The sequence below is a fragment of the Chitinophaga dinghuensis genome (assembly GCF_003259435.1).
Classification (GTDB): domain Bacteria; phylum Bacteroidota; class Bacteroidia; order Chitinophagales; family Chitinophagaceae; genus Chitinophaga; species Chitinophaga dinghuensis.
The window spans coordinates 232,277-254,139 of the sequence record NZ_QLMA01000005.1 but is presented as its reverse complement, the minus strand read 5'-3'; the positions used below and the strand labels follow the sequence as shown (position 1 = coordinate 254,139).

Annotated in this window: 15 protein-coding genes; 5 read left to right on the top strand and 10 right to left on the bottom strand. The window is 39.6% G+C overall.

What is annotated here, in order from left to right; genetic code table 11:
- Positions 1 to 35: 35 nt before the first annotated feature.
- The gene (locus CLV59_RS29460; RefSeq protein ID WP_394336933.1) at positions 36 to 347 is read right to left on the bottom strand and encodes a DUF6660 family protein; all 312 of its coding nucleotides are present in this window, start codon (positions 345 to 347) and stop codon (positions 36 to 38) included.
- A gap of 760 nt (positions 348 to 1,107) precedes the next feature.
- On the opposite strand from CLV59_RS29460, the gene CLV59_RS16250 reads away from it, so the two are divergent.
- A complete protein-coding gene (locus tag CLV59_RS16250) occupies positions 1,108 to 2,187 on the top strand; it encodes a DUF932 domain-containing protein (RefSeq protein ID WP_111593115.1) in 1,080 nt (359 codons plus the stop codon).
- Positions 2,188 to 2,452: 265 nt separating this feature from the next.
- Here the strand turns inward: CLV59_RS16250 and CLV59_RS16245 are convergent, their stop codons facing one another.
- A complete protein-coding gene (locus CLV59_RS16245; protein ID WP_111593114.1) occupies positions 2,453 to 2,806 on the bottom strand; it encodes a hypothetical protein in 354 nt (117 codons plus the stop codon).
- A 342-nt stretch (positions 2,807 to 3,148) separates the two neighbouring features.
- Entirely contained in the window at positions 3,149 to 3,277 is a 129-nt protein-coding gene (locus CLV59_RS29315) for a hypothetical protein (protein ID WP_262511901.1), read from the bottom strand.
- Positions 3,278 to 3,370: 93 nt separating this feature from the next.
- Between CLV59_RS29315 and CLV59_RS16240 the strand changes: the two genes are divergently transcribed.
- The 3 genes from CLV59_RS16240 to mobC are packed head-to-tail and all read left to right on the top strand — an operon-like array spanning position 3,371 to position 7,083.
- Positions 3,371 to 3,754 carry a plasmid mobilization protein gene (locus CLV59_RS16240; protein ID WP_111593113.1) on the top strand — a complete coding sequence of 128 codons (384 nt, stop codon included), beginning with the start codon at positions 3,371 to 3,373 and terminating at the stop codon, positions 3,752 to 3,754.
- Positions 3,739 to 5,052 carry a relaxase/mobilization nuclease domain-containing protein gene (locus CLV59_RS16235; protein ID WP_111593112.1) on the top strand — a complete coding sequence of 438 codons (1,314 nt, stop codon included), beginning with the start codon at positions 3,739 to 3,741 and terminating at the stop codon, positions 5,050 to 5,052. Before CLV59_RS16240 ends, CLV59_RS16235 begins: the two co-directional genes overlap by 16 nt.
- Before the next feature lie 42 nt (positions 5,053 to 5,094).
- Positions 5,095 to 7,083 (top strand): conjugal transfer protein MobC, encoded by a 1,989-nt coding sequence (gene mobC, locus CLV59_RS16230; protein WP_111593111.1) that lies wholly within the window; start codon positions 5,095 to 5,097, stop codon positions 7,081 to 7,083.
- Between the two features lie 177 nt (positions 7,084 to 7,260).
- On the opposite strand, the gene CLV59_RS16225 is transcribed toward mobC, so the two are convergent.
- From CLV59_RS16225 to CLV59_RS16200, 6 genes are all read right to left on the bottom strand, one after another.
- The gene (locus tag CLV59_RS16225) at positions 7,261 to 8,331 is read right to left on the bottom strand and encodes an AlbA family DNA-binding domain-containing protein (RefSeq protein WP_111593110.1); all 1,071 of its coding nucleotides are present in this window, start codon (positions 8,329 to 8,331) and stop codon (positions 7,261 to 7,263) included.
- A 1-nt stretch (position 8,332) separates the two neighbouring features.
- Positions 8,333 to 10,897 carry a sacsin N-terminal ATP-binding-like domain-containing protein gene (locus tag CLV59_RS16220; protein WP_111593109.1) on the bottom strand — a complete coding sequence of 855 codons (2,565 nt, stop codon included), beginning with the start codon at positions 10,895 to 10,897 and terminating at the stop codon, positions 8,333 to 8,335.
- A gap of 238 nt (positions 10,898 to 11,135) precedes the next feature.
- Positions 11,136 to 11,765, bottom strand: a complete 630-nt coding sequence (locus CLV59_RS16215) for a hypothetical protein (RefSeq protein ID WP_111593108.1) — start codon at positions 11,763 to 11,765, stop codon at positions 11,136 to 11,138.
- Positions 11,766 to 12,045: 280 nt separating this feature from the next.
- Positions 12,046 to 13,176 carry a hypothetical protein gene (locus CLV59_RS16210; protein ID WP_111593107.1) on the bottom strand — a complete coding sequence of 377 codons (1,131 nt, stop codon included), beginning with the start codon at positions 13,174 to 13,176 and terminating at the stop codon, positions 12,046 to 12,048.
- Between the two features lie 672 nt (positions 13,177 to 13,848).
- On the bottom strand, positions 13,849 to 17,808 hold the full coding sequence (locus CLV59_RS16205) for a hypothetical protein (RefSeq protein WP_111593106.1): 3,960 nt from the start codon (positions 17,806 to 17,808) through the stop codon (positions 13,849 to 13,851).
- 179 nt (positions 17,809 to 17,987) lie between these two features.
- A complete protein-coding gene (locus CLV59_RS16200; RefSeq protein ID WP_111593105.1) occupies positions 17,988 to 18,818 on the bottom strand; it encodes a helix-turn-helix domain-containing protein in 831 nt (276 codons plus the stop codon).
- A gap of 1,249 nt (positions 18,819 to 20,067) precedes the next feature.
- Between CLV59_RS16200 and CLV59_RS16195 the strand changes: the two genes are divergently transcribed.
- Positions 20,068 to 21,159 (top strand): serine hydrolase domain-containing protein, encoded by a 1,092-nt coding sequence (locus CLV59_RS16195; RefSeq protein WP_111593104.1) that lies wholly within the window; start codon positions 20,068 to 20,070, stop codon positions 21,157 to 21,159.
- A gap of 119 nt (positions 21,160 to 21,278) precedes the next feature.
- On the opposite strand, the gene CLV59_RS16190 is transcribed toward CLV59_RS16195, so the two are convergent.
- Positions 21,279 to 21,734, bottom strand: coding sequence for a BrxA/BrxB family bacilliredoxin (locus CLV59_RS16190; RefSeq protein WP_111593103.1), 456 nt, complete (start codon positions 21,732 to 21,734; stop codon positions 21,279 to 21,281).
- Positions 21,735 to 21,863: the final 129 nt, after the last annotated feature.

Genomic DNA, 21,863 nt, shown 5'->3' with positions numbered 1-21,863 from the left:
TTTCCAACGGGCATATCGGTTGTGTAGAGAGACTATTAGGATAGCTGGGGTGGTTGCCAGATAAAAGCAGGAAATTCAGGTAGGGATTGATCTGCGTAGTCGTAATAAATATTCCTTGGCAAGGGCATTGTTTCCGGTTCTGACTTTGCAATTTCCGGAATTATAACCCCATGACAGGTAGTGCAAGAGAAAAAGGGGCTACAAGGTAACTCTGGTTTTTTATGCTTATCATGATCGTTATGCTGCTGGCTGCTTCTAGTTAGGATGGCCTGCTCATCGCAACAGTAATCATCTCCACAGCATGGAATGGCTGAAAGTGTCAGCACATACAAGGAGAATATGATCATAAGCCATTTCATGGAGGCAAATATAGTGATGATCCATTTTATATCCAATCACATTGTTGTTTTTTAAAATATAATTAAGCCAGCGTTCTTTCACTTTTCACCACTCGTTGCGACGCTCCGTTCCTCCTCATGAAGACTATTGCTCTCTCCGGAAATGTTTCATTCTCTTTTGAAGATTCCGGATACTTACTCATTCTCCCCTCCGAAAAATATTGCACCGTTCAGCTCCTACGAAAGTCTGCGCCTCCGCTGCGCTACGGCTGGCCTGCGGTTGAGCAAAAAAAATCTCCACCACGTTCATGATGATTTTTCTAGTTGACCGCGGTCGTATTTTTTTTCCTCAAACTTTCTCCGTCCTTCCCGGTGCAATGGCTGGTCGCTACGGGTGTATGGCAGGCGGGATGCCGAGCCTTACAGATTATTCACCTTAAAAGTAGCGATCATGAAACAAAAAAATCTCTCCCGGCTAATGCGGCTATCATGGCACATTCAGCGCCGAAACCATGTAACAAGGTCCAAAGCCCTTTTGTCTGCATGGGTTATAGTAATGAATGAAGATATAATGGTATGGTTCCTTGTGAAAAAACACAGTCATACCAATTATGCGAACCGCGTAAACCCTGAACAGCTCACACTTTTGGGCGATTGATCCGGTATCCGTTCGTGATGCCGGACGGATACCTCTTTGCTTAAAAAATTTTCAATCACATTTTACCGCAGCTTCCCATCTGCGGCCTATAAATCAAAAGCGGGTTATCTTATGGCACATAATATCTTTTTCAACGAACAAACAGGTAAACATAGTTTCTTTTCTGTACAGGAAAAAGCGTGGCATGGTTTGGGTCAGATTGTAGAAAACTACCCTACCAGCGAAGAAGCTATAAAATTTGCAGGGCTGGACTATACAGTAGAAAAACGTCCACTGTTTACATATGATAACGAAAATTTCGCCAACAGTCAAAAGGAAGACGCCCACGAAGGAAATATCATCATCCCGGAAATAGATGTTCCGAACTACTACGCCACCGTGCGCACAGATAACGAAACCGTATTAGGTGTTGTAGGTCGGGAGTATGAAGTCGTACAAAACGTTGATGCTTTTACTTTTTTTGATTCTATTGTAGATGGTGACGGTATCTTTTATGAAACTGCCGGGGCGTTGGGGCAGGGAGAACGTATATTTATCACCGCTAAACTCCCTTCTTATATCCGGGTGGGTAATGATGATCTGATAGAACAATATCTTTTCCTGACCACCAGCCATAACGGTATGGGCAGTATTACCGCCGCCTTTACACCGATCCGGATTGTTTGTAACAACACTCTTAATGCCGCCATGCGCAACCATTCCAATAGTGTGAAAATTCGCCACACGACCAACGCAAAGGACCGGCTGACGCAGGCCCACAAAGTAATGGGCCTTGCTAATAAATTATCTGTACAGATGGAGGATATTTTCAACCAATGGGCAAAGGTGAGGATCACGGACCCGGAAGTTAAAAAATTGATCCAGCTGGCGATGGTGCCCAATAAAGAGGTTTTGCAGAATATCACCACCGGTAAAGTAGACGAACTTTCCACCGCTTTTACAAATATCGTGGAAAAGGTGTACGAATATGCAATGAGTGATAGCACCCAGCAAACAGACACTACACGTGGCACTCTCTTTGGTGCTTACAATGCCGTTAGCGGCTATTTTCAGAACGTACGTACTTTTAAAACACAGGAGTTAAAACTAAATTCCATCATGAACGGTACAGCACAGCTGCGCACACAATCCGCTTTTAATCTCTGTCAGTCCTTTGCTGGCAAAGGCGCGGAAGGATTAATTCTAAACTGATCATCACAGCGGGGAGCATACCTCCCCGCTGTTCCTTTTCTATACTGATTCCTATAAGATAGGATGGCTCATTTTTGCTCAAAAAAACGGCCTGCCCTCCGGGACAGGCCGTTGTAGATATTTTGAAAGGTGTATATCCAGGAAGACTGGGGTCTGTTGGAATAAGGATAAATCCGGGCAGGAATACCCGGATACTTCACAACTATAACTGAAACTACGAAAACCAATTATTCCCGGAAGCCAATGGCTCCAGACTTATACGTTATTACCGTGCAGTATTTATTATATCTGCTTGCCTCAGCACTATGTTGCCATTACTGTTCTTATCTGATATAAGTTGGTATAGAACATTCAGCGGGGAGATTCTGAAATCGATTCCGTTATCATCCAGCGTATAGGAATCTTTGTCCTTCCTGCGAAAAACCGTTAGCCTGAATCTTCTATCTGTTTTTCCTTCCCGGAAAAAACAGGTGATACCGGTACCGCTTTTTGTCCAGATTTTGAAGTCCAGGAACGCGTGAACAGTTCCGACAGGCAGATGCGCTGTATCAAACAGATAATCCCGTGGCTCGCATCCGGCAGCTATAGCTTCATTGAAGGTATACACATTTCCATCCATCACATTTCATTTAAGGTGAGTAACTATGATGTAAAACTAACTCAAATGAACATACGTATCCTGTATTAAATTGACACAGGTAATCGCTGTAACATTGTGCTACATTAGTTTTGCAAGAAAAGAACCTGATTGGTGAATTTTGAAAATAGTGTTGTATGATGATCAGTAAAAAGCTATCTGTTCCCCGCATAGCCCGGCATGGTGGAAGTTCGGCTGTCAATTTTTCAGCCTTGCAATACCAGGGGAGGCTGCACCTAAATTTCGTAATCTATATTTTCTGCCGTAGGCATTTACGCTCTTCCTGGCTGTCCGCCCTTGATGACGGCATAGCCATCGGATACCTTACTTCAGACAGGATATTTCCATATCTCCATCGGACAGCGGATACTCCGACCAGAAGGCTTCTAATACTTCCGGAAGGCGGATCAGTGTACCATTGATGGTACCCGGCGAGATGTACCGTTGTTGCACAACGGATCTCGCCGCTCGCCTCCGAAGTCGGCAGCGGTATATCTCAAATTCCTCGGAACTCGGAATTTTTTGAAGACAAGAAAAGGGATACTTATGGATACGAAGGAAAGAAAATGGATCAGCATACGGGTGAAGCCGGAAGAGTATAAGCAGATTTTCCAGCTATATAAGACCACCACATGCCGCAAGTTAAGCCAGTACGTCCGGGCTGTTTTACTTCAAAAGCCGGTTACTGTAAAGCTCCGCAACAGCTCCGTGGATGACCTTTTGGCAGAACTAATCACATTGAAAAATGAATTGAGCGCCATCGGTAATAATTATAACCAGGCTGTTAAAAAGCTGCATACTCTGCGGGAACAACCGGAATATCTTGCCTGGATTATCTCTAACGAGAGGCAGCAACAAGAGCTACTACAAAAGGTAGCAGAGATCAATCAGCGAATGAACCAAATCTATCAGCAATGGTCGCAAAAATAAAATTCCCTGATAGTATCTACCGTGTGCTCAACTACAATGAAAACAAGGTCAAAGAAGGTTGTGCTACACTAATACATGTCAGCAACTTTCTCCAGGATAAGGAGGACATGAATTTTTATGACAAGCTGGAACGGTTTCAGCACCTGCATGCCCTCAATGAGACGGTAAAAACTAAGAATCTGCATATTTCCTTGAACTTTCATCCTACGGAGAAATTCTCACCGGAAAAGCTGGTCACTATCGCAGAAGACTATATGAAACGTATTGGTTTTTCCGAGCAGCCTTTCCTGATATATGAGCATTTTGACGCCGGGCACCCGCATATTCATATTGTTACTACTTCTATCAAGGCTGATGGTACGCCAATCCGGCTGCATAATATTGGCAAGTACAAATCAGAACCAGCACGGAAGGCCATCCAGGAACAGTACGGGCTTGTGCGCGCGGAAGACCAGAAAGAACTATTAAAAGATGTTCATTCCGTAAACGCACAAAAGGTTATCTATGGTAAAGGTGAGACTAAACGGAGCATCATCAATGTACTGGATGCAGTCCTCAAATCTTATAAATATAGCTCCCTACCGGAACTGAATGCTATCCTCCGGCTCTATAATGTTGCTGCCGACAGAGGTAAAGAGGATTCCCGAATTTATCAGAAGGGTGGGCTGGTATATCGCATTCTTGATGAAAGAGGCAATAAAGTAGGCGTTCCCGTTAAAGCCAGCTCCATTTATAGTAAACCCACACTGGCTTATCTGGAAGGGCGATTCCATGAAAACCAGGCCTTGAAGGCGCCTCATGCCCAAAGGATAAAAACTACAATAGATTGGATACTTGCTGGGCAACGCCAGCTGTCTGTATCCCAACTGATTGTATCCCTTGAAAAAGACGGTATTTCTACTGTCAGGAGGCAGAATGCTACCGGCCAACTATACAGCGTCACCTTCATAGACCATAAAACAAAATGTGTATTCAATGGCAGTACCCTGGGTAAGCAGTACAGTGCCTCTGCGCTACAGCAACGCTGTACTATCAGCATACAAGCACCTGCCGGTCAGACACCGGTGTTAAAACCTTATATACTTACTACCGGCAATCACGTGAAATCAGATGATACTGCATTGACAGTCTCATTGCAGCAAAACCAGCTATCCACACCACCAACCGCTGTAACAGGAGGTTTAGCACCCACGGCCTCCGGAATTATTGAACATCTAGTCCAACCTGAATACAGTTTTCAGACACCGGAGCAACGACGAAAGAGAAAAAGGCGGAAACGCCCATCAGACAACGATTAGACGCTCACGCGCAAGTGTAGCGAGAAATGGAGGGAGTGAAAAATGCGCACAGGAGAAAACGACCAGGGATTACGGAAAATCCTGGACATGACCCGATTGATCAGTATATCCGTACTGATAATTCACTTTTACTACTACTGCTATGCAGGGTTCCATGCCTGGCAGCTTACAGCAGATATTACGGATCGGCTACTGGAGAATATTGCCAAATCCGGGCTCTTTTCTTATTTCCATAAATCCAAACTAATTGCGTTGGGATTCCTCGGTATTACATTGCTGGGAGCCCAGGGGAGGAAGGATGAGAAAATACAGTATAGAACTGCACTGACCTATATAGTTTCAGGTTTGGTGTTCTATTTCGCCAGCTATTATTGTCTTTTGATTCCGGGTGATGGTGAGCAGCGCACTATTATATACATAGCAGCAACCGGAACTGGCTATATCCTGGTACTTACCGGTGGCACCTTACTATCCCGTGTTCTGAAACTAAAGATTAACCGCAGGGATATTTTCAATCAGGAAGGCCAAACCTTTCCCCAGGAAGAGCGCCTGCTCACAAATGAGTTTTCTGTAAATCTACCTGCTACATATAGACTAAAAAAGCAAACCCGGAGGTGTTATATAAATCTGGTTAACCCAGCCAGGGGGCTATTTCTGGCCGGCCAGCCGGGGAGCGGAAAAACTTGGTACATTCTGGAGAATATCATTAAACAACAGATAGAGAAGGGCTATTGCATGTTTTTACATGATTGGAAGTACCCGGACCTGGCGCTTATTGCCTATAACCATTTTCTAAAATACAAGCACAGATATAAGCTAGTTCCCCAATTCAATGCGATTCTTTTTGAAGACCTGACCCGCTCTGGTAGATGTAATCCTTTGGAACCCGGAGGAATGACAGACATCACAGATGCCGGCGAAAGTGCGAGGACAATTCTTTTGGGATTGAACCGCAGCTGGATTCAGCGCGGTGGCGACTTTTTCGTGGAATCTCCAATCATTTTTCTGACGGCCATTATCTGGTATCTTAGAAAATACCAGCAGGGCAAATACTGTACATTGCCCCATGTCGTGGAACTCATTCAAGTTGAATACTCTAAACTCTTTACTATACTACGCTGCGCGAACGAAAGTGAAATCCAGCCTTTGATAAGTCCGTTCATAACGGCATTTGAAAATGATGTTATGGAGCAGTTGGAGGGGCAGATCGCCAGTGCGAAAATTGCGTTGGCCCGGCTGTCATCCCCTGAATTGTACTTTGTGCTTTCAGGCAATGACTTCAATCTGGATATCAATAACCCGCTCGCCCCACAGATTCTTTGCATGGGGAACAATCCACAGAAGCAAGCAGTCTACGGTGCAGTGCTGTCTTTGTATATCAACAGGCTGATAAAACAGATCAACAAAAAAGGAAAACTGAAATGTGCTGTGAACTTCGAGGAATTTCCCACCCTGACAGTTAACGGCATTGATGCCCTGGTGGGTACTGGCAGATCCAATCTTATAGCAACTACAATCGTAGTCCAGAACCTAGATCAGGTACGAAAAGATTATTCCCGTGAGATGGCCGATGTATTGATGAATTTATGTGGGAACATCATCTGTGGGCAAGTTAGCGGGGATACCGCTAAACAGATGAGCGAAAGGATAGGAAAGATAATGCAGGATCGTAATAGTGTTTCTGTCAACAGCTCTGATACTTCGGTTAGCCACTCCCAGCAACTGGACTTTGCGGTACCCGCATCAACTATCTCCGGGCTGTCAGCCGGTGAGTTCGTTGGCCTGGTAGCGGATACTCCAGATCAGGTAATTCCGCAGAAAGTATTTCACTGCAAGGTATTGAACGACCCTGTTGCCCTGAAAAAGGAGCAGGAGAGGTATAAAGACCTTCCGGTGGTGCGCAGTCTGGAAAACAATATTGTCCAGCATAATTTTCTTCAGATTAAACAAGATATTCAGGATATTGTATCATCTGAACTGGACAAGATAATGAATGACCCTGTTTTATCCGAACTTATTATAAAAAAATGACTGTATGGCAATCGGGCATCTGGTATTGGTGCAACAACAGCATTCACAGTTGTACCTGTTTCTAAGAAAATCAAGCTGGTTCCCTTACAAGAATCCCACTGACATATACTCGATTGACATTATTATCAAAATGCATTTTTCAGAGAACAATAAAAAATTGGATCTGAGGTCCAATCTTTAGTTACTAATGGCTAAACGATATTTTTTTATAGACGCTGAATCGAGCTTGTTAATAATTTCAATTAAGTATTCCATTCTATTGCATATTTCCTCCATTGCCATTGTATGTACTTGATTTAATTGAAACTGACCTCCAACATACCGGATAAATTTTTCGTCCACCACGCCATTTCTGTGGGCATAAAGGTGTCTAATCTGTAACGTATCCTCCATTTCCTTAATCTCTTTTTTTTCAATTACCTTCAAGCTCCTGATTTGATCGGTGTCCTCGATGAAACCTTTAACGCTGCCTCGCTGAAGCTTTGCGAGTTTCTCCTTTGCCCAATACCTGATAAATTCTTGCATATCCGAGCAATTCAATACCTCTTCAATAGTAACAGTTTGCTGAGATTTTAGTGACGCCGGTATTGCTAGGAATATTTCATACAATAAATCAGAAAGGTATGTTTCAAAATTATCTACATAGGAAGAATATAAAATTCTTGTAAGAATCTGTCCTTCGGCATTGTTAGTCGTTATGTTCGGACCTTGTGGATATAATATTCCTCCCAGATCATCAAAAATTTTCAATACGCTTTGATAGTGTTCGATCACCTTGACCTTGGCGTTTGTTGCGTTTTTCTTAAAACCCTCCAAGCTTATGTTCAATATAGCTAACCGCTTGTAACCATTACTTCGGAACGAGGTTATAGGTGGATTCTCCAAGAAAGTTCGTGGACCGTCGCGCTTAAATATCTTTCCTTCCAAGTATACGACCTCGGAAGACTTATTCACTCTAATAGCATATAATCTTACACCTGCCGAATGAACAAACTGATATATTACATTGGGCTGGGGAGACAACAACTCTAATGCCTTATGCGTAATTGAATTTGCTGGCTGATCAGGTGTCAATCCGACCAGCTCACCTTTATCCGAAATTCCTAGAATAATAAATCCTCCCTCACTATTTGCTAGGGCAGCTATTTCTATAGCTATATTTTTCGATGGTGGCAAAACAGCTTTGTATTCTAAATGACTACTTTCGGGCAATCCTATTTGTTGATCTACTTCTTTAATAAAATCCATATCATACAGGTATTTTTCTGATTCCAGTTGTTTTTAAAATTTTCCCTAATGTCAAGTGTCGAGGCACATCAAAACCATTATCAATCCATAACTCCGCATTTTCGAAATCTAGATAGTTCTTCTCTGAAGCATAATAAACAATAACCTGCCCATAATCCGACGGCCTGATTACAATTGAAATTTCCACACCATTTTTCTTAATACCACCAAAGGCGGTGTTAGCCAACTTCTGACGACCTGAAACATCATACTCCTCAAGCGTCTCTAAATGGCTGATCACATTATTGATTGCTCTACCAATCAATTTTTCGACAAATAGAAACGTTTCAACATTTGACCAAGAAGTATGGTTGAACATTGCTGCTAAGTCCTTGTCCTCTAGTGCCCGCTCCAATTCTTCCATTGAGGAAACGCCCAATCCTACCAGTATTTCCTGCGTAAGTTCAATTTTATTTTGGACATTTAGTCCCTTCGCCAACAGCAAGACTTCTTTGAGCTCTTCTACACTATCAGTTTTAAACTGTCTCATCAACTTCGATATCTCTTTTAACTGGCTCCAGTTTTGGAGTAGTTCTGGTTCTTCATCAAACGTAGTGGCAACTTCAGATAACTGAGCTAGACTTGTGCGACTTCTCATAATTCTATATAAGCTGTCTTTATCTTCTACTACGTTCATGAATGTCTCTGCCCTACGTTTATAAAGATCCGCAAATAAATCCATCCCCTGTTTTGGGTTCTCCTCAAACCACTCACTTAACAGGGTTATAGCACTTCTGGTTTCATTTGTGTGAGTAAAGGGAGGCTTCAATTTAAGAGAGATAGCAGTGGCAATGTCTTGTGCAAATTTTTCATGATAGTTTCCAAATGTAATATACTTGTTAAGCAGAATAATTTTCCAATCTATGCCTAGTAATTGTAATATTTTTACCAATTGATAATCTTCAATCCGATCAATAAAAAGATCCTTCCGTAATTTAAAGTCGCCATATTGATTTGGAATAAATGAATATTTTTCATACAGAGCGGCGTTTGATTCATCCTTGAAAACGATTGTGCACACTTGATTCAGCCATTTAATAGCTTCCTGCTCAGTCTTACTCAATAATCCGGACAAATCCTTTATCGACTTTCGCTCGGCTATGGTCGCAATTATTGTCGCATAATTCAGGTTTTTCCATTCTGGCCAACCGTATGGCAACCACTTTTCCGAATGCTCCTTTTTGCAAACTGTTACTGGAAACATATCGTATAGAAATTGCCATAAGTTATCTTGGACTTCCTTCGAATAGCTTTTAAGCGGAAAATATAGTTTAGATAGTTCTCTTTTTGACGTATTCAGCCCCTCCATCTCAACCAGCTTAGCATTAAATATGATTTCTCTCAGCGGTTTTTGTATCTTATCCGCATACCATGTGGCATCAAAAAACTTGTCTGGTATATTTGGGGTATGTGTATTTACAATATTGAACAAGTTAGTATAATTACCCGCTTCCAGCTTTTTAATAACATTTCTGTACAATTCCACCGCTTGCTTCACCAAATCCTGATTGAGGAGGACCTCTTTGTCTGTTCCTTCTTTGTTATTCTTCAACCAGATTCCATCTCTTTCGGTTAACGGACTGAAGTGAAAACTATTAATCATCATCGGAAAGTAGAATGTCTCAGAACCAATGAGCGGAAATTCGCAGAATAACCTAGGTAGGCCTTCAATAGGTTTGACGTCGTAGCCAGATTCGGTTTTCTCTACCTCACCCGCTATAGCAACATGTTCATTACTTTCATAAATAATCCAAGTTGTACTTCCTTTACCATTAATATTACATGTAATCGGTATCAGAAGATTATCATGAATTTCTTCAGAATTTTTATATACTAATATATCACCAGTAATATTATTTTTGATCTCGACTTGTTCAATTTCAGAAATAAAGGCCAGCACAAAAGGAATGAGCATCGAAAATTCATCAAGTCCCTTCTTAGCAATATTTTTTTGTTTTTCTGTTTGAAGCCGATAACTGAAACAAGTATTATATGAAGAGGCGTTGTAGGCTTTGTCTATCAATTCTACAGAAGTATGGAACTGTGACCATGCGTTTTCTATTTTTGGCACCAATTGTTGAGTTATCGAACCATCCCTGTCTAATGGGAAAGCAAAATGATAGAATTCGTTATCAACTGTTTCTACCACGCCTTTGATGTCAATTACCTTCGATAACAGATGAGTGGTAAGGAAGCCGGTCCCGAAACGACCTACTTTTTTTGTGGGTTTATCCTCTTCAATCTCTTTGGAGGATATTTGATTAATAAGCCCTCGTACATCTTGTTCGGTAAAGTGGAGTCCATTATGGCGAAATTCTACCCTGTCATCCCATAGTTCGAGTTGTACTGATACCTTCCTATTATCATAGTCTGCTATACTATCTTTCGCATTCTGCAAAAGTTCCCATGCCCAACGCCCTTTATTGTTTTCAATAGTCTTTTCCAGGTCGTGTAAACGCTTAATAATTTTATCAGCAATGGATCTATTACCGTCTTCTTTGCGGCCGGCTTCAATGGATTTAATCATTGGGTATTTTTAATAAAGTAATTATAAATATAGGTATTGCAATATATGTAATCTTGATTGGATTAAATTAGTTTTTATGCCTGTTTTGAATTTGCAAAATAAAAGTTCCATTAATTGGACATCCTGGGAGACAGGAAAAAATACAAGCATTTGATTTTCAATCATTTTGCTTTTAAGGGACAATTTTGCTCCAGTACATGCCTTTCATCTACAGACCGGCAAAGTTGCATCAGGGAATTCAATCTGATGAAGAATTATGCTCTCTATTTAATCTATTTATAAGATCATTGAGATTTCTTTCTTCATTAAACAATGCCTTAGCGATTTTTCTATATCTTAAGCCATCGTAAGTATTCAAAATCCCGACCATCAAATCAGGCTCGGAACTAAAAGGAACTTCCTTAGATCTCCTCCTCTTATATCTAGTGTATTTTGAAAAACGCTCATCCAATTCAGCGTAGTCTGAGTGTAAATTCGCTAAAACATCGTAAAGCTCTGTATTGGAATTGTTAGGATTTATTAATGACCTATATGCTCTATCCCTTAATGATAAATATTTTGATGCTCCTTCAAAAGATTTAGAAATATTTTCTTCATCAAAATAAATCGCTAAAGTTAGAGATAAGGTTCCAGATAGTGCTGCCGTTAATGCCGCAATTATTTGTAATATTTCATCTCCTAGGTATTTAATGATCACAGACGTAATCGTTCCTGCTGAAAACAAGGCTAAAATTCCAGACAAAATGGATAAAGTCTTTCTTATTCTTGCTTTCTGTAAAGCATTATAAAGTAGTAATGTTCGCTTATCCGTACAGTTTAATACGATCCTTCGTAATTCCGAAAGAATATCGCTATTTATATTACTCATTTTGCAAGTGGTGATTGCTCATTAAATGTGATGTGGAATAATAATACAATTTACAAAATTGTGTTTAAATGTGGTTTTAAGAGAAGACTTTTAGGTAATCCTTTTGATTAATATATTTAAATTATAAAAAATATTAATTTATATAATTCTTATGTCCATCTATATCGGTAGGCGACAGCTGGGTGACCAGTTCATTTTTTCATGTACAATCATAAATTTAATATAGCCTAATTTCAGAATAATTATAGCTATAAAAATTAACTCAACTAATACCTATGAACTATTCTCTAATTTCCTCCAGCGCGGTGGTTGCCTCATTTTTAATCGTATCAGCTAAATCCTTCCGCATACTTATAACTAAATCGGCTCCTTCATTAAACTCTACTTTAATACCCCCACCTTCTGTATAAGCGCTAGGAAGAAAAATGGAATTATCCTGCGAGGTTATACTATAGCACCAAGCTATTTTGTCTGTGGTAAATGATTTATTGTCTAACTCAATTTTATCATTAGGATGAAAATCAAGTGGTAAAACGTGGTAAAGGGTATAGGAAAAGTTTTGTTGTATGGATGTGTATAAAATTTCGTTTACATTTTCTGTCATAGTATAGCCGCCAATTTTAATGCTGCTATAATACAGAATGTCATTGTGGTAGTGATAGTGTAGTACCAATGCAGGTTTTATTCTTTTAATATCTTTATCATAAAATGCTGTGAAAATTACATAAGCAAGGTTCTCAAACTTATTAAAGCCTTTGCCATCAAAATATATCATTTCAAATCCAGCTCCCCAAAAGTTACGGATCGTTTGTAGAGTTGACATTTCTGCGGCTAATAATCTAGCGAGAAATGTAATATTGGCTGTGATTGCACTTAGAGGGCTATCAGGGTACATGGTTGTAAAATTAGCTTTCACAGCCGCTTGATTACAAAATTCTATTGCGCCACTGCCGCATGAGATAATCGTTTTAAATAAATTTGATGTCCGTTGAATACAACGGTCGTTGTTCGGATATGGTAATAACATCACCCTGTTACCATGTTTGTTCTTCTCAATGTAACAGGCAATTAAAGTTGATTCTGCAAAAAGAGTATCGTCGTAATCATTTAGTATTCTTTCTACATCTTCAAGTGTTAAGTCATCATAATAATTACACTTTAAACGAAGCTCCTTCAAAAGATTCGACATTTCTATAGCCAGTCCAGACATTCCTATTGCAAGATTTGGTTTTATTATGTAGACTTTTTGCCAATAACCAGCTGGTTTAAATTTTAGCTCCTTTATAATCGGTTGAATATCCCCCAATGCTGTAGGAAGCGATAGGTACGCATTGCCGTTCTCTGAAGTAAATAGAATATCTCCAATAAGGAAAGGATAATTATTATGACGTGTGCTTGCAATAAGTGTCATGAGGTAAAAACGATTTGTCTATGATAATTTAAATAAAAATGTCTGTACTTAAAAATGTACAATATTTTAAAACCACTACCAACAAATACTTTTTATTCTTGTACACGTGCTACATGAAAAAATTACATAGTATACTGGATGAGCTATAAACTTAAGTCTTTTTTATAAAATGTCCACTTGCGATCTTAGAGCTAATTTTATATATTTTGATAATGAACTGGATTTCTGTTAATTTTGAACCGATAGGGAGAAAGAGCGCAGAATCGGATAAAATTAGAGTTCGTTCATATCACGACACAATTTTGACGCACTTTACTTGTAAGATATTGAAAACCAGACTGTAAAGAATCCAGTTCTGGGCACACGATAAAAGGTTGTAAATCAATGATTTACAACCTTTTTTATTTTTCGCGAGTGTCAGAAATCTGCACTTTTTAACTTACCATTATTTGCGACACTTTAAAAAATTCAAAATAACATTTCCCGATACTCACTTTTATTGTTTTTCCTGATATGTTATTATTTGAATTAATGAGGAAAATAGGCGTTATTGAATTTAAAATTACCTCTACAATCAAAATTGCAAAACGAAAGCAGCTATTAACCGATTTAACAAATTGATCATTAAATAATCTATTTGCGGAATGGTGAGTTAGCATCATAAAGAAAAACTTACACGACCAATACTCCACCAACTGTCGTAGTTAAAAGTTGGGTTGCAATCCACGCCAGTATTGCTGCCAGGGAGATCTTACCCAACAAGATCGCTAAGTTACCTTGTAAGCAAATGGTGTAAGTAATAATGCCCGGTACATAACGTTGCACGTTTAAAGTGACGGAAATAGGCTCACCCAAAAGATTGCCTGCCAGAATTGGAATCTCCTTTGACGGTGTATATGCTTCGCCCGCGACATAAGGAAGGCTGAATTGGGACATAAATTTTTTGATGAATGCAAGTTTGGCTACACCTGCTGCAGCACCTGCTACAGACATTGGCTTGATCTCGTAAAAGTCTTTCCGTGTGCCATCATCGCATAGGATATCTGGGCGCTTGATTCCGTCGGCTACAGCCTTCGGCAGACTTGGAGCATCCGGATTAGTACCAAGTGTAGGATTATGTGATTTCAAAAAATCGATGTATTCAGTCGGGTTGTTTTTGTCGATATAGGTCGAAGCAGCACTGCAGCTCATAGTTTCACAATAATCTGCTTCAATCATACGTTCAGCTATGGTACCAAAACCTGAGGCGAATTGGACATCTTGAAACATACTAACAGGGAAGCATAAATGTTGTCCGCCGGTAAAGGGTATTATACTGGTCGGGGTAAGGGATCCTGTGAGTTGCGTTGGATCGGTTATCAATTGTGAGGTGCCATTTCCATTACTTCCAGTTTGGTCTACTGCCTTTTTATAGAGTTGTTCGATAATAGGGGTGGCCTTCCCGGGAGACAGTTGCTCGCGGATGCCGGTGGCAAGAGAGTTAACATCCTCCACATTTTGGAATAAGTTGGAATATTTAGGCTGTTGGGTACCGCGATTTACTGTATTTCCTCCTGGTTGGTTTTTTGTACCTGTACCATCAAGGTTAGTACCATATTTTGACTGGATCTCACGAGCTTTGTTGGCTACATCTGCAATTGAGATGGAACCATCCACAACTTTCTTTAAAAGATCTGCTACTTCCTGTCTACCAGACATATCCCGGAATAGATTTGCAGAACCTAATAGATTTAGTGCTGCACTCAGGCCTGTAGGATCTGGCGTAGCTGAAGGATTAACAATGTTCACCAGAGATTGTGGGAAAGCAGTGGGTGTTGCAGAAATTTGTTGAGGTTGAGGTGTTATTGGAGTAGCTGGATTGATGTCTGGCGCTACGATAGGTATTGGGTGTTTTTCCCATTTCCAGAATCGAGTGTTATCGATCTCTTCGGAAATTTGGCAATGGCCCAATTTGCCCTCTGCAAATACACCGCGGGTCGGCAAAGTGATAAGGCGTTCCGATCTTGATGATATAATCGACTGTATATTTTCAAATTCTTGTCGCTGAACAGGTGTCATCTGTGCCAATTTATCTATTGCCCATTGCCTGCGGGACAAGTCCGTGCTGTTCAGGGCAGTTGCCACTTCAACTGCAAGTACGTCCTGGATACTATCAGTATTAGTCGAAAGCGGGTAAGCTATATAGTTACCAAATGTTTCTAGCGGAGTTGGATCTACGTTATCTGCTAATGTTTGTCCTGCACTCCATGGCAATGCATCTAAATCATTAATAATCTTGTCTGTATCTGTAGACAATAATATTACACGATTATAGTATTCTTTATGCTGCTCAACATGTTTCAGGAGTTTTTTAATTTGAAAATTATCTTCCTGGTTCATGCTTTGTTCCGGTGATAATATTGTTGACTGTACCGGAGGATAGGGTGGTCGGTCTATCCAGGTAAATGATTGTCCATTGGGTTCACGATTGAACCATCTAAGGTTTAATTTTCTTCCATCTGGAGAGGTTATTGCATATCGGTTACCGTCATTGTCGAAGGCATCAATCTTGATCCAGTCTATTGCCCATTCTGCATTATCACCCCATTTCTCTATCTCGAAGCCAATTAAATCTTTCCATTTAATACTTTTAAATGCAGGATTAGTCGGAATATTATCAAAGGGTCTGACAAGAGTCCATACAGCAGAACCTTCATCCATACGCTGACCAGCATTAATATCATATGGGTCGCCATAATTGTCTGCATAGTACATACGATGCAATTCATGTCGTTTTTCTCGTAAACTCTGGTCACGGCTAATGGCATATATCACCACTTTATCCATTGATTTATTTAGGGAGTGTATGCCCACTTCAAATAGATTGAATTCAACTTCTCCTTGCCAAAAAGGGATGGGTAATGGGCCGGGTACAATATTTTGAGATACTTGATACGAACGAATGGATTCCATTTTTTCAATCGCATCAAATCCGGCCTTGAGGCCAGGATCAAGGAGAACAGGTTCCAGTATTGATCGATTGTTAAGTAGGGTTTGTGAATCGAAATTGCTAATCCTTCTCGGTACTTGTGCCAGAATGGCTGGTCGTCGCCGAACCCACTCTACGCTTACCTTAAAATGCCGTAATACTTCGTAATAAAGTACTGTAAGCGTATGGCTATGATTATAATTGCTAAAGGTTCTTGTTTGTATCTTCTCTTGTTGTTCTTCATGTGTTTGGATAACAACAGTTGAATTTATTTCACGCTGTGCTGAACTGGCTTGCGCAAAACTGTCATTTATCCGCTGAACATTTTCTGCTGCCAAATCACGGCTACCGCTACTACTTGCAGTAGACCCTCCTAAACTAAAAACGTTACCTATTGCCGCAGTGACTGGGCCGAAGACTCCAGTTGCACCAATAGAATTTCCAACACCGCCAATGAATGAGGAGCCATGCTGAAATTCTTTTACCCCTGCTTTCACGGTTTCGGTAATTGTACGATCGCGATGCGTTTGATGTAAAATTTCTTCAGTGAGTTTGGTGGTTTCGTCGCGATGAACAAGGCTGTCCCAAGACCAGTCTATTACCGAGAGTTTTACTGTTTCTCCCGGAGCAAGTGGAAGGCTATAAAGTATCTCACCTAATGAATGACCCAGGGAATACCATGAAACTTTATATTCATCAACATATGCAGCTTTGTAACCTGCTGGCAGGTTAAATCCATCAGGTACTGTGGCTAATCTTACTACCTGGCGTAACAGAAATTCCTGTAGGGCCAGGTTTGCTGGCATCAGTTGTTCACAACTATCTGAACCTAGCAGTGTACTAGGGTTTGCAGCGAAGGATGCGGGTGAAAGACGCCAATCTGTAAGACCAGGATTCTGAAGCGCTCTTCCTCCGAAGTTCGGAAGTGCAGGTAGAAAGGTAGTTGATGGATCCACTTGTAACAGTGCGACTATCGCATCTTCGGTAAAACGACCCTGTTGGAGTGCATTAAATTTTCCGCCAGTACCATACGGATAAATCCAGATAGCTAGGGTCGGATTAGCATCTTGGTCATTTTGCCGTGAGGTGATGGCGTCTATTAGCATTTTCTGCACCTGTGGGTTTAATTGCCTCAAGTCAAATGAAAGATAGCCTACATGGTCTGTTACTAATACACCCAATGATTCTGCCCAAATTGTACCAGTATCGGATAATTTAGGGCTCAAACTAAAATTCATATCAGTACCAACACGTCGCATTGCCGATTCCAAATATTGAGCAAGTTCGGTAGGTGGAATGTTTATCAAACTTTGCTGCCTCGACTCTTCCAAAGCAACTTTAAAGGTAGTATAGAAAAATTCCTTAATTCTATCAAACCTCAATTCTGTCACTAATTGATTACTAAAGACATTGTCAATTGTTACTGCATAAATTTCGCTTGCCAGCTTTGCAACGGTTTGTCGCTGTTCTCCACTCAAAGAATTATTGAGTTGGATAAGTGCCGCCAAAATAGATTCGCGAAGCCGACTATCAAGCGGTGGGGCCGTCTTAATTTTGGGTAACGCGATCTCAGCATACACGGGTAACTGTGCAACGGGTTGTCCTGTTTCCAAATAGGTGACAAATACACACAAATGTGTAGGCAAAGTGAGTTGAGTAGCCATTCTATTAAATTATAAGTTGAATTATTATATAGGCGTATACGGGTAATCGGTTCTGATAACATATCGGATTGATTGGGTCTAACCTTATAAATAATATCGCAGAAAGGGGCAGGTGGTAAGTCTTCCGATTGTTTATATAAATTTCAAAAATTAGATCAACTTATAATTGTAAATATTCGTCATTCTTTGATGGAGTGCTCCATAAAAAAACTCAACATTTCCTGTAGTCCGGGATAGTATTGCCGTGGCGATTTTCCGGTAAAAGCCTTGAAATCCTTTATTAAATGTGATTGGTCAGTGTAACCGCAGACTTCCAGGATTTCAAATGTTCCTTTCTTCATTTGAAGCATTTTCATTGCATTAGAAAAGCGAATGATCCGCGTGAAGACTTTAGGAGGTAGGCCAATTTTCTCACTAAAGTGCCTTTCGAATGTTTTGAGGCTCATATTAGACTCGTGGGCTAACCAATCTATATTTATGTTTCCTTTGCTAGCATTGATACAATCAACAATCTTATCCATTTTTCGTAGTTCAAAGTCGTTTTTTTCCAGATTGGAAAGCAGAAAATTTTCCAGTATCCGGATCGACTGTTCAGACGATAATGTTTCAAACATCTGTTCCCAGCAAGATTTTAATCCGGCCGCATTTAATATATCCAAAGCATTACAAACAGTATTCGACATATGGCTCATTTGTATACCCCATATTTTAAATAGCCCGAAAGACGAAAAAATTGCTGTAATAATATTTCCTTGTAGTAAAAATTTATTAAGGCGTTTTGTTGTCAATTGCCCAATCATCGATATAAGTGGGGCTGGATCAAATTCTTTTTCACTGTGATTGAAATGAACAATACCTGGAATATTCATGAAATGAATGCCGGATAATGCCATCGGTAGAATTTCCTGCACAGCTAATTCATTTTTAAGTTCAGAGATAGTAGTTACAACATAATATTGCACATACTTTTGTAAGAGGGCTGACGGATAATATAGCTTAAATTCAAACATTTGAAATGCATTATTGATACAACATTTAAATAGAGAAATTTTATGGACTAAGGTGCGAGAGAACGTAAAAAAATATATTTCAGCTCTTTGGGGAACAACTCATCTATTATCATTAATCAGCCAGAACAACAATATCCTGATGGTAAAGTTGGACATCTCCTGCTACAACGTCTATAAATATACGAAATTGATAAGCCCCTTTAAAAGTATTTTTATCAAGCTTAATCCGGATTAGCTCACATTTTTTGTTAACTCTACATTCACTGGCCCAACTATGGAGCGGCTGTATTTTTGTTTTTTATCTAGTAGCAATGGGAAAGAAAAGCTCCGCTGTGATATTATCAGTACTCGCGTCATCATCGTCGCTTAAGATTCTGATGACCAGATAATAAACACTACCAGGAATTTCTTATTTTTGTTCGATGTCTATTTGGTTTCCAAAGGGAGCAACAATCATGTAAAATATCGTCAGATCTCAAAAAATATTGGCTCACAGGCGGCTCGTAACCGCAGAAAGGAACTGAAAACCAATAAGATATGGTTCCAGTTCTGGGCACGTCAATAGGTTGTAAGTCTCTGATTTACGACCTATTTTTTTTCTATTGGTGTCAAGTTTTCCCGCTTCTTCCCATTATTTACGACACTTTAATGATACCCTAAATGACACTCCATTTTGGATGTATTTTTCAGTTTCTCCTCGCCTTCTGGAGCGAAAGTTATTATCAATGGATACATCAATATATTCTTGTCAGTCCAAAATCAATGAAGGTTTTCTGGCAGCTACCGTACCCTCGAGATGTCACAATCCCAAAAATCAGGAGCAACGAAACTTTAACAGGAAGGCACTGAGAATCCTCGAAACGAAGAAAGCACAAAAAACTTATCGAGTAATAATCCATCGGCACACCTATTATACACTCGCATTAGTTTAAAGGCAATTTCCTGAGAGTTTTGGGCTATATTCGGATTTATAGAAACTTATATACCTTCAGAGACTAACAACGATTAATCAGGAAGCTAACATTTATCAAGATTAAACAAATGCGTTGAATTTTCTTTCTAATAACACTTTATGAGTTTTATGCATGACCTAATTAACCCAAGTAGCGAGTTATTAAGTAAAAAAAGAAAGCATGATATAATAATTGGGGATTACCACCTCTAAAACTCATCATCCATGCTTTCAGCACATAAAATTATAGCTCTTTATTGTATTTCATTGAAGGAGGATTATAAACCCTGAATAATTATGAAAACTTTTTTTCTAACTCTTTTTGTGCTGGTGATTCTGGTAGGGGTAAATGCGCAATCCCAAAACTCGGATACACAAAAAAGCGCAGCAGTTGACCGCTTATTTGCGAATTTTGATACAGCCCGTTTTTCAGGAATCAGTATATTGGTTATCAATAACGGCCGGAAAGTTTACAATAAATCTTTCGGCTATGCTGATAGGGAGAACAAGGTGATCGCTACTTCCCAAACTAATTACAGAATTGCTTCGATAACAAAACAGTTTACTGCGATGGCAATTATGATGCTTAAAGATGAAGGGCTACTGTCCCTTAATGATCGATTGCCCAAATTTTTCCCGAGTCTTTCCAGTTTGGCAAAAGATATCACGATCCGTCATTTATTAACCCATACAGCAGGACTTCCCGATTATGGAGATCTGGTTCCGTCTGGGACTACAACACCCTTGAAATCTACAGATGTATTACATTTAATTGAATCAGCCGATAGTCTTCGTTTTCAGCCAGGAACAAGGTTTTCTTATAGCAATACGGGTTATGTTTTTCTTGAACTAGTCATAGAAAAAGTTTCGGGTATGTCGTTTAGTGATTTTGTTAAAAGCCACCTGTTTGCAAAAGTAGATATGTTGAATAGCACATTAAACAGCACAACTGGCACCATTGTTAACAGAGCCTATGGTTATAATTTCAAAGAGGGTAAACTTGTGAAGGAGGATCAAAGCATTTACAGTTACTTATTAGGGGATGGAGGGATTTATACATCTTTAGATGATTTTTACAAATGGGACCAGGCATTTTATGGCGAAAAACTGGTGAAAGCCGACATACTAAAAGAAATTTTTACAAAAAGAGCCTGGGAAACGCCTTCGATTGCCTATGGGTACGGATGGTACATTGATGAGAAATATGGAAAACTAAGACTATCGCATAGTGGGGGCACAAAAGGCTTTTCTACAAATTATGTCAGGTTTCCAAATGAAAAAATTTCGATTGTGGTATTTGCCAACCAGGATGAAGGAGTCGTTCTCGATCCTATAATAAATGCTATTGAACGAATATATGTATTTGACAATATCATTACAACCAATTAAAGTCCCTTACTGGGAATCGCTGCATTTTAGGAAGCACTAAGGCGCTATCTCATAAACTGTGTAAACCAACAGTCCAGGAATAATGAAGAGCAGATTTCCTGCTCTTCATTATTATATATTTATTTTTTTTCCGGTGGGTACAGCATGTCTAATATGTTATTTGCAATATCGGCGGCAACTCCATAAGGCTTTTGTTCTTCAATCATAGGCTGGATCAAATAATATGAAAGTTTTCCATCCTTAAAAAATGCCACACTAGGGGAAGTATGAGGAAGACCTGGTTGCTGATCGTCAATATGTTGTCTTAATCTATTAGTACTCTCTCTATCTAAACCAGCAAATACTGAATACATTCTATCGGGTTTTTGGTCTGCAAATTCTTGATCAGTCATGTATATTTTGAATGCTGGTAACAAAATAGTATCTGTGCTTTCACAAACACTATTAACTATAAAAAATGAAGTGCCAGGTTCTTTCAATGCCTGATCAACTTCGTCTGCTGTTTCTAATATTTTTACGCCATACTTGGTAAGTTCTGTAATACGATAATTAGGCTTTGATTGATTTGAACTCATAATTATACTGATTTAAAGGTGAAGAAAACAAATTAGAAATCATAGATAAATTATGGGAACAGAGAAAGACAATGCGTAAAAGCCAGGGAATAAGGTTAATTGCACCGGCTTTTCTGATATTAAATAATG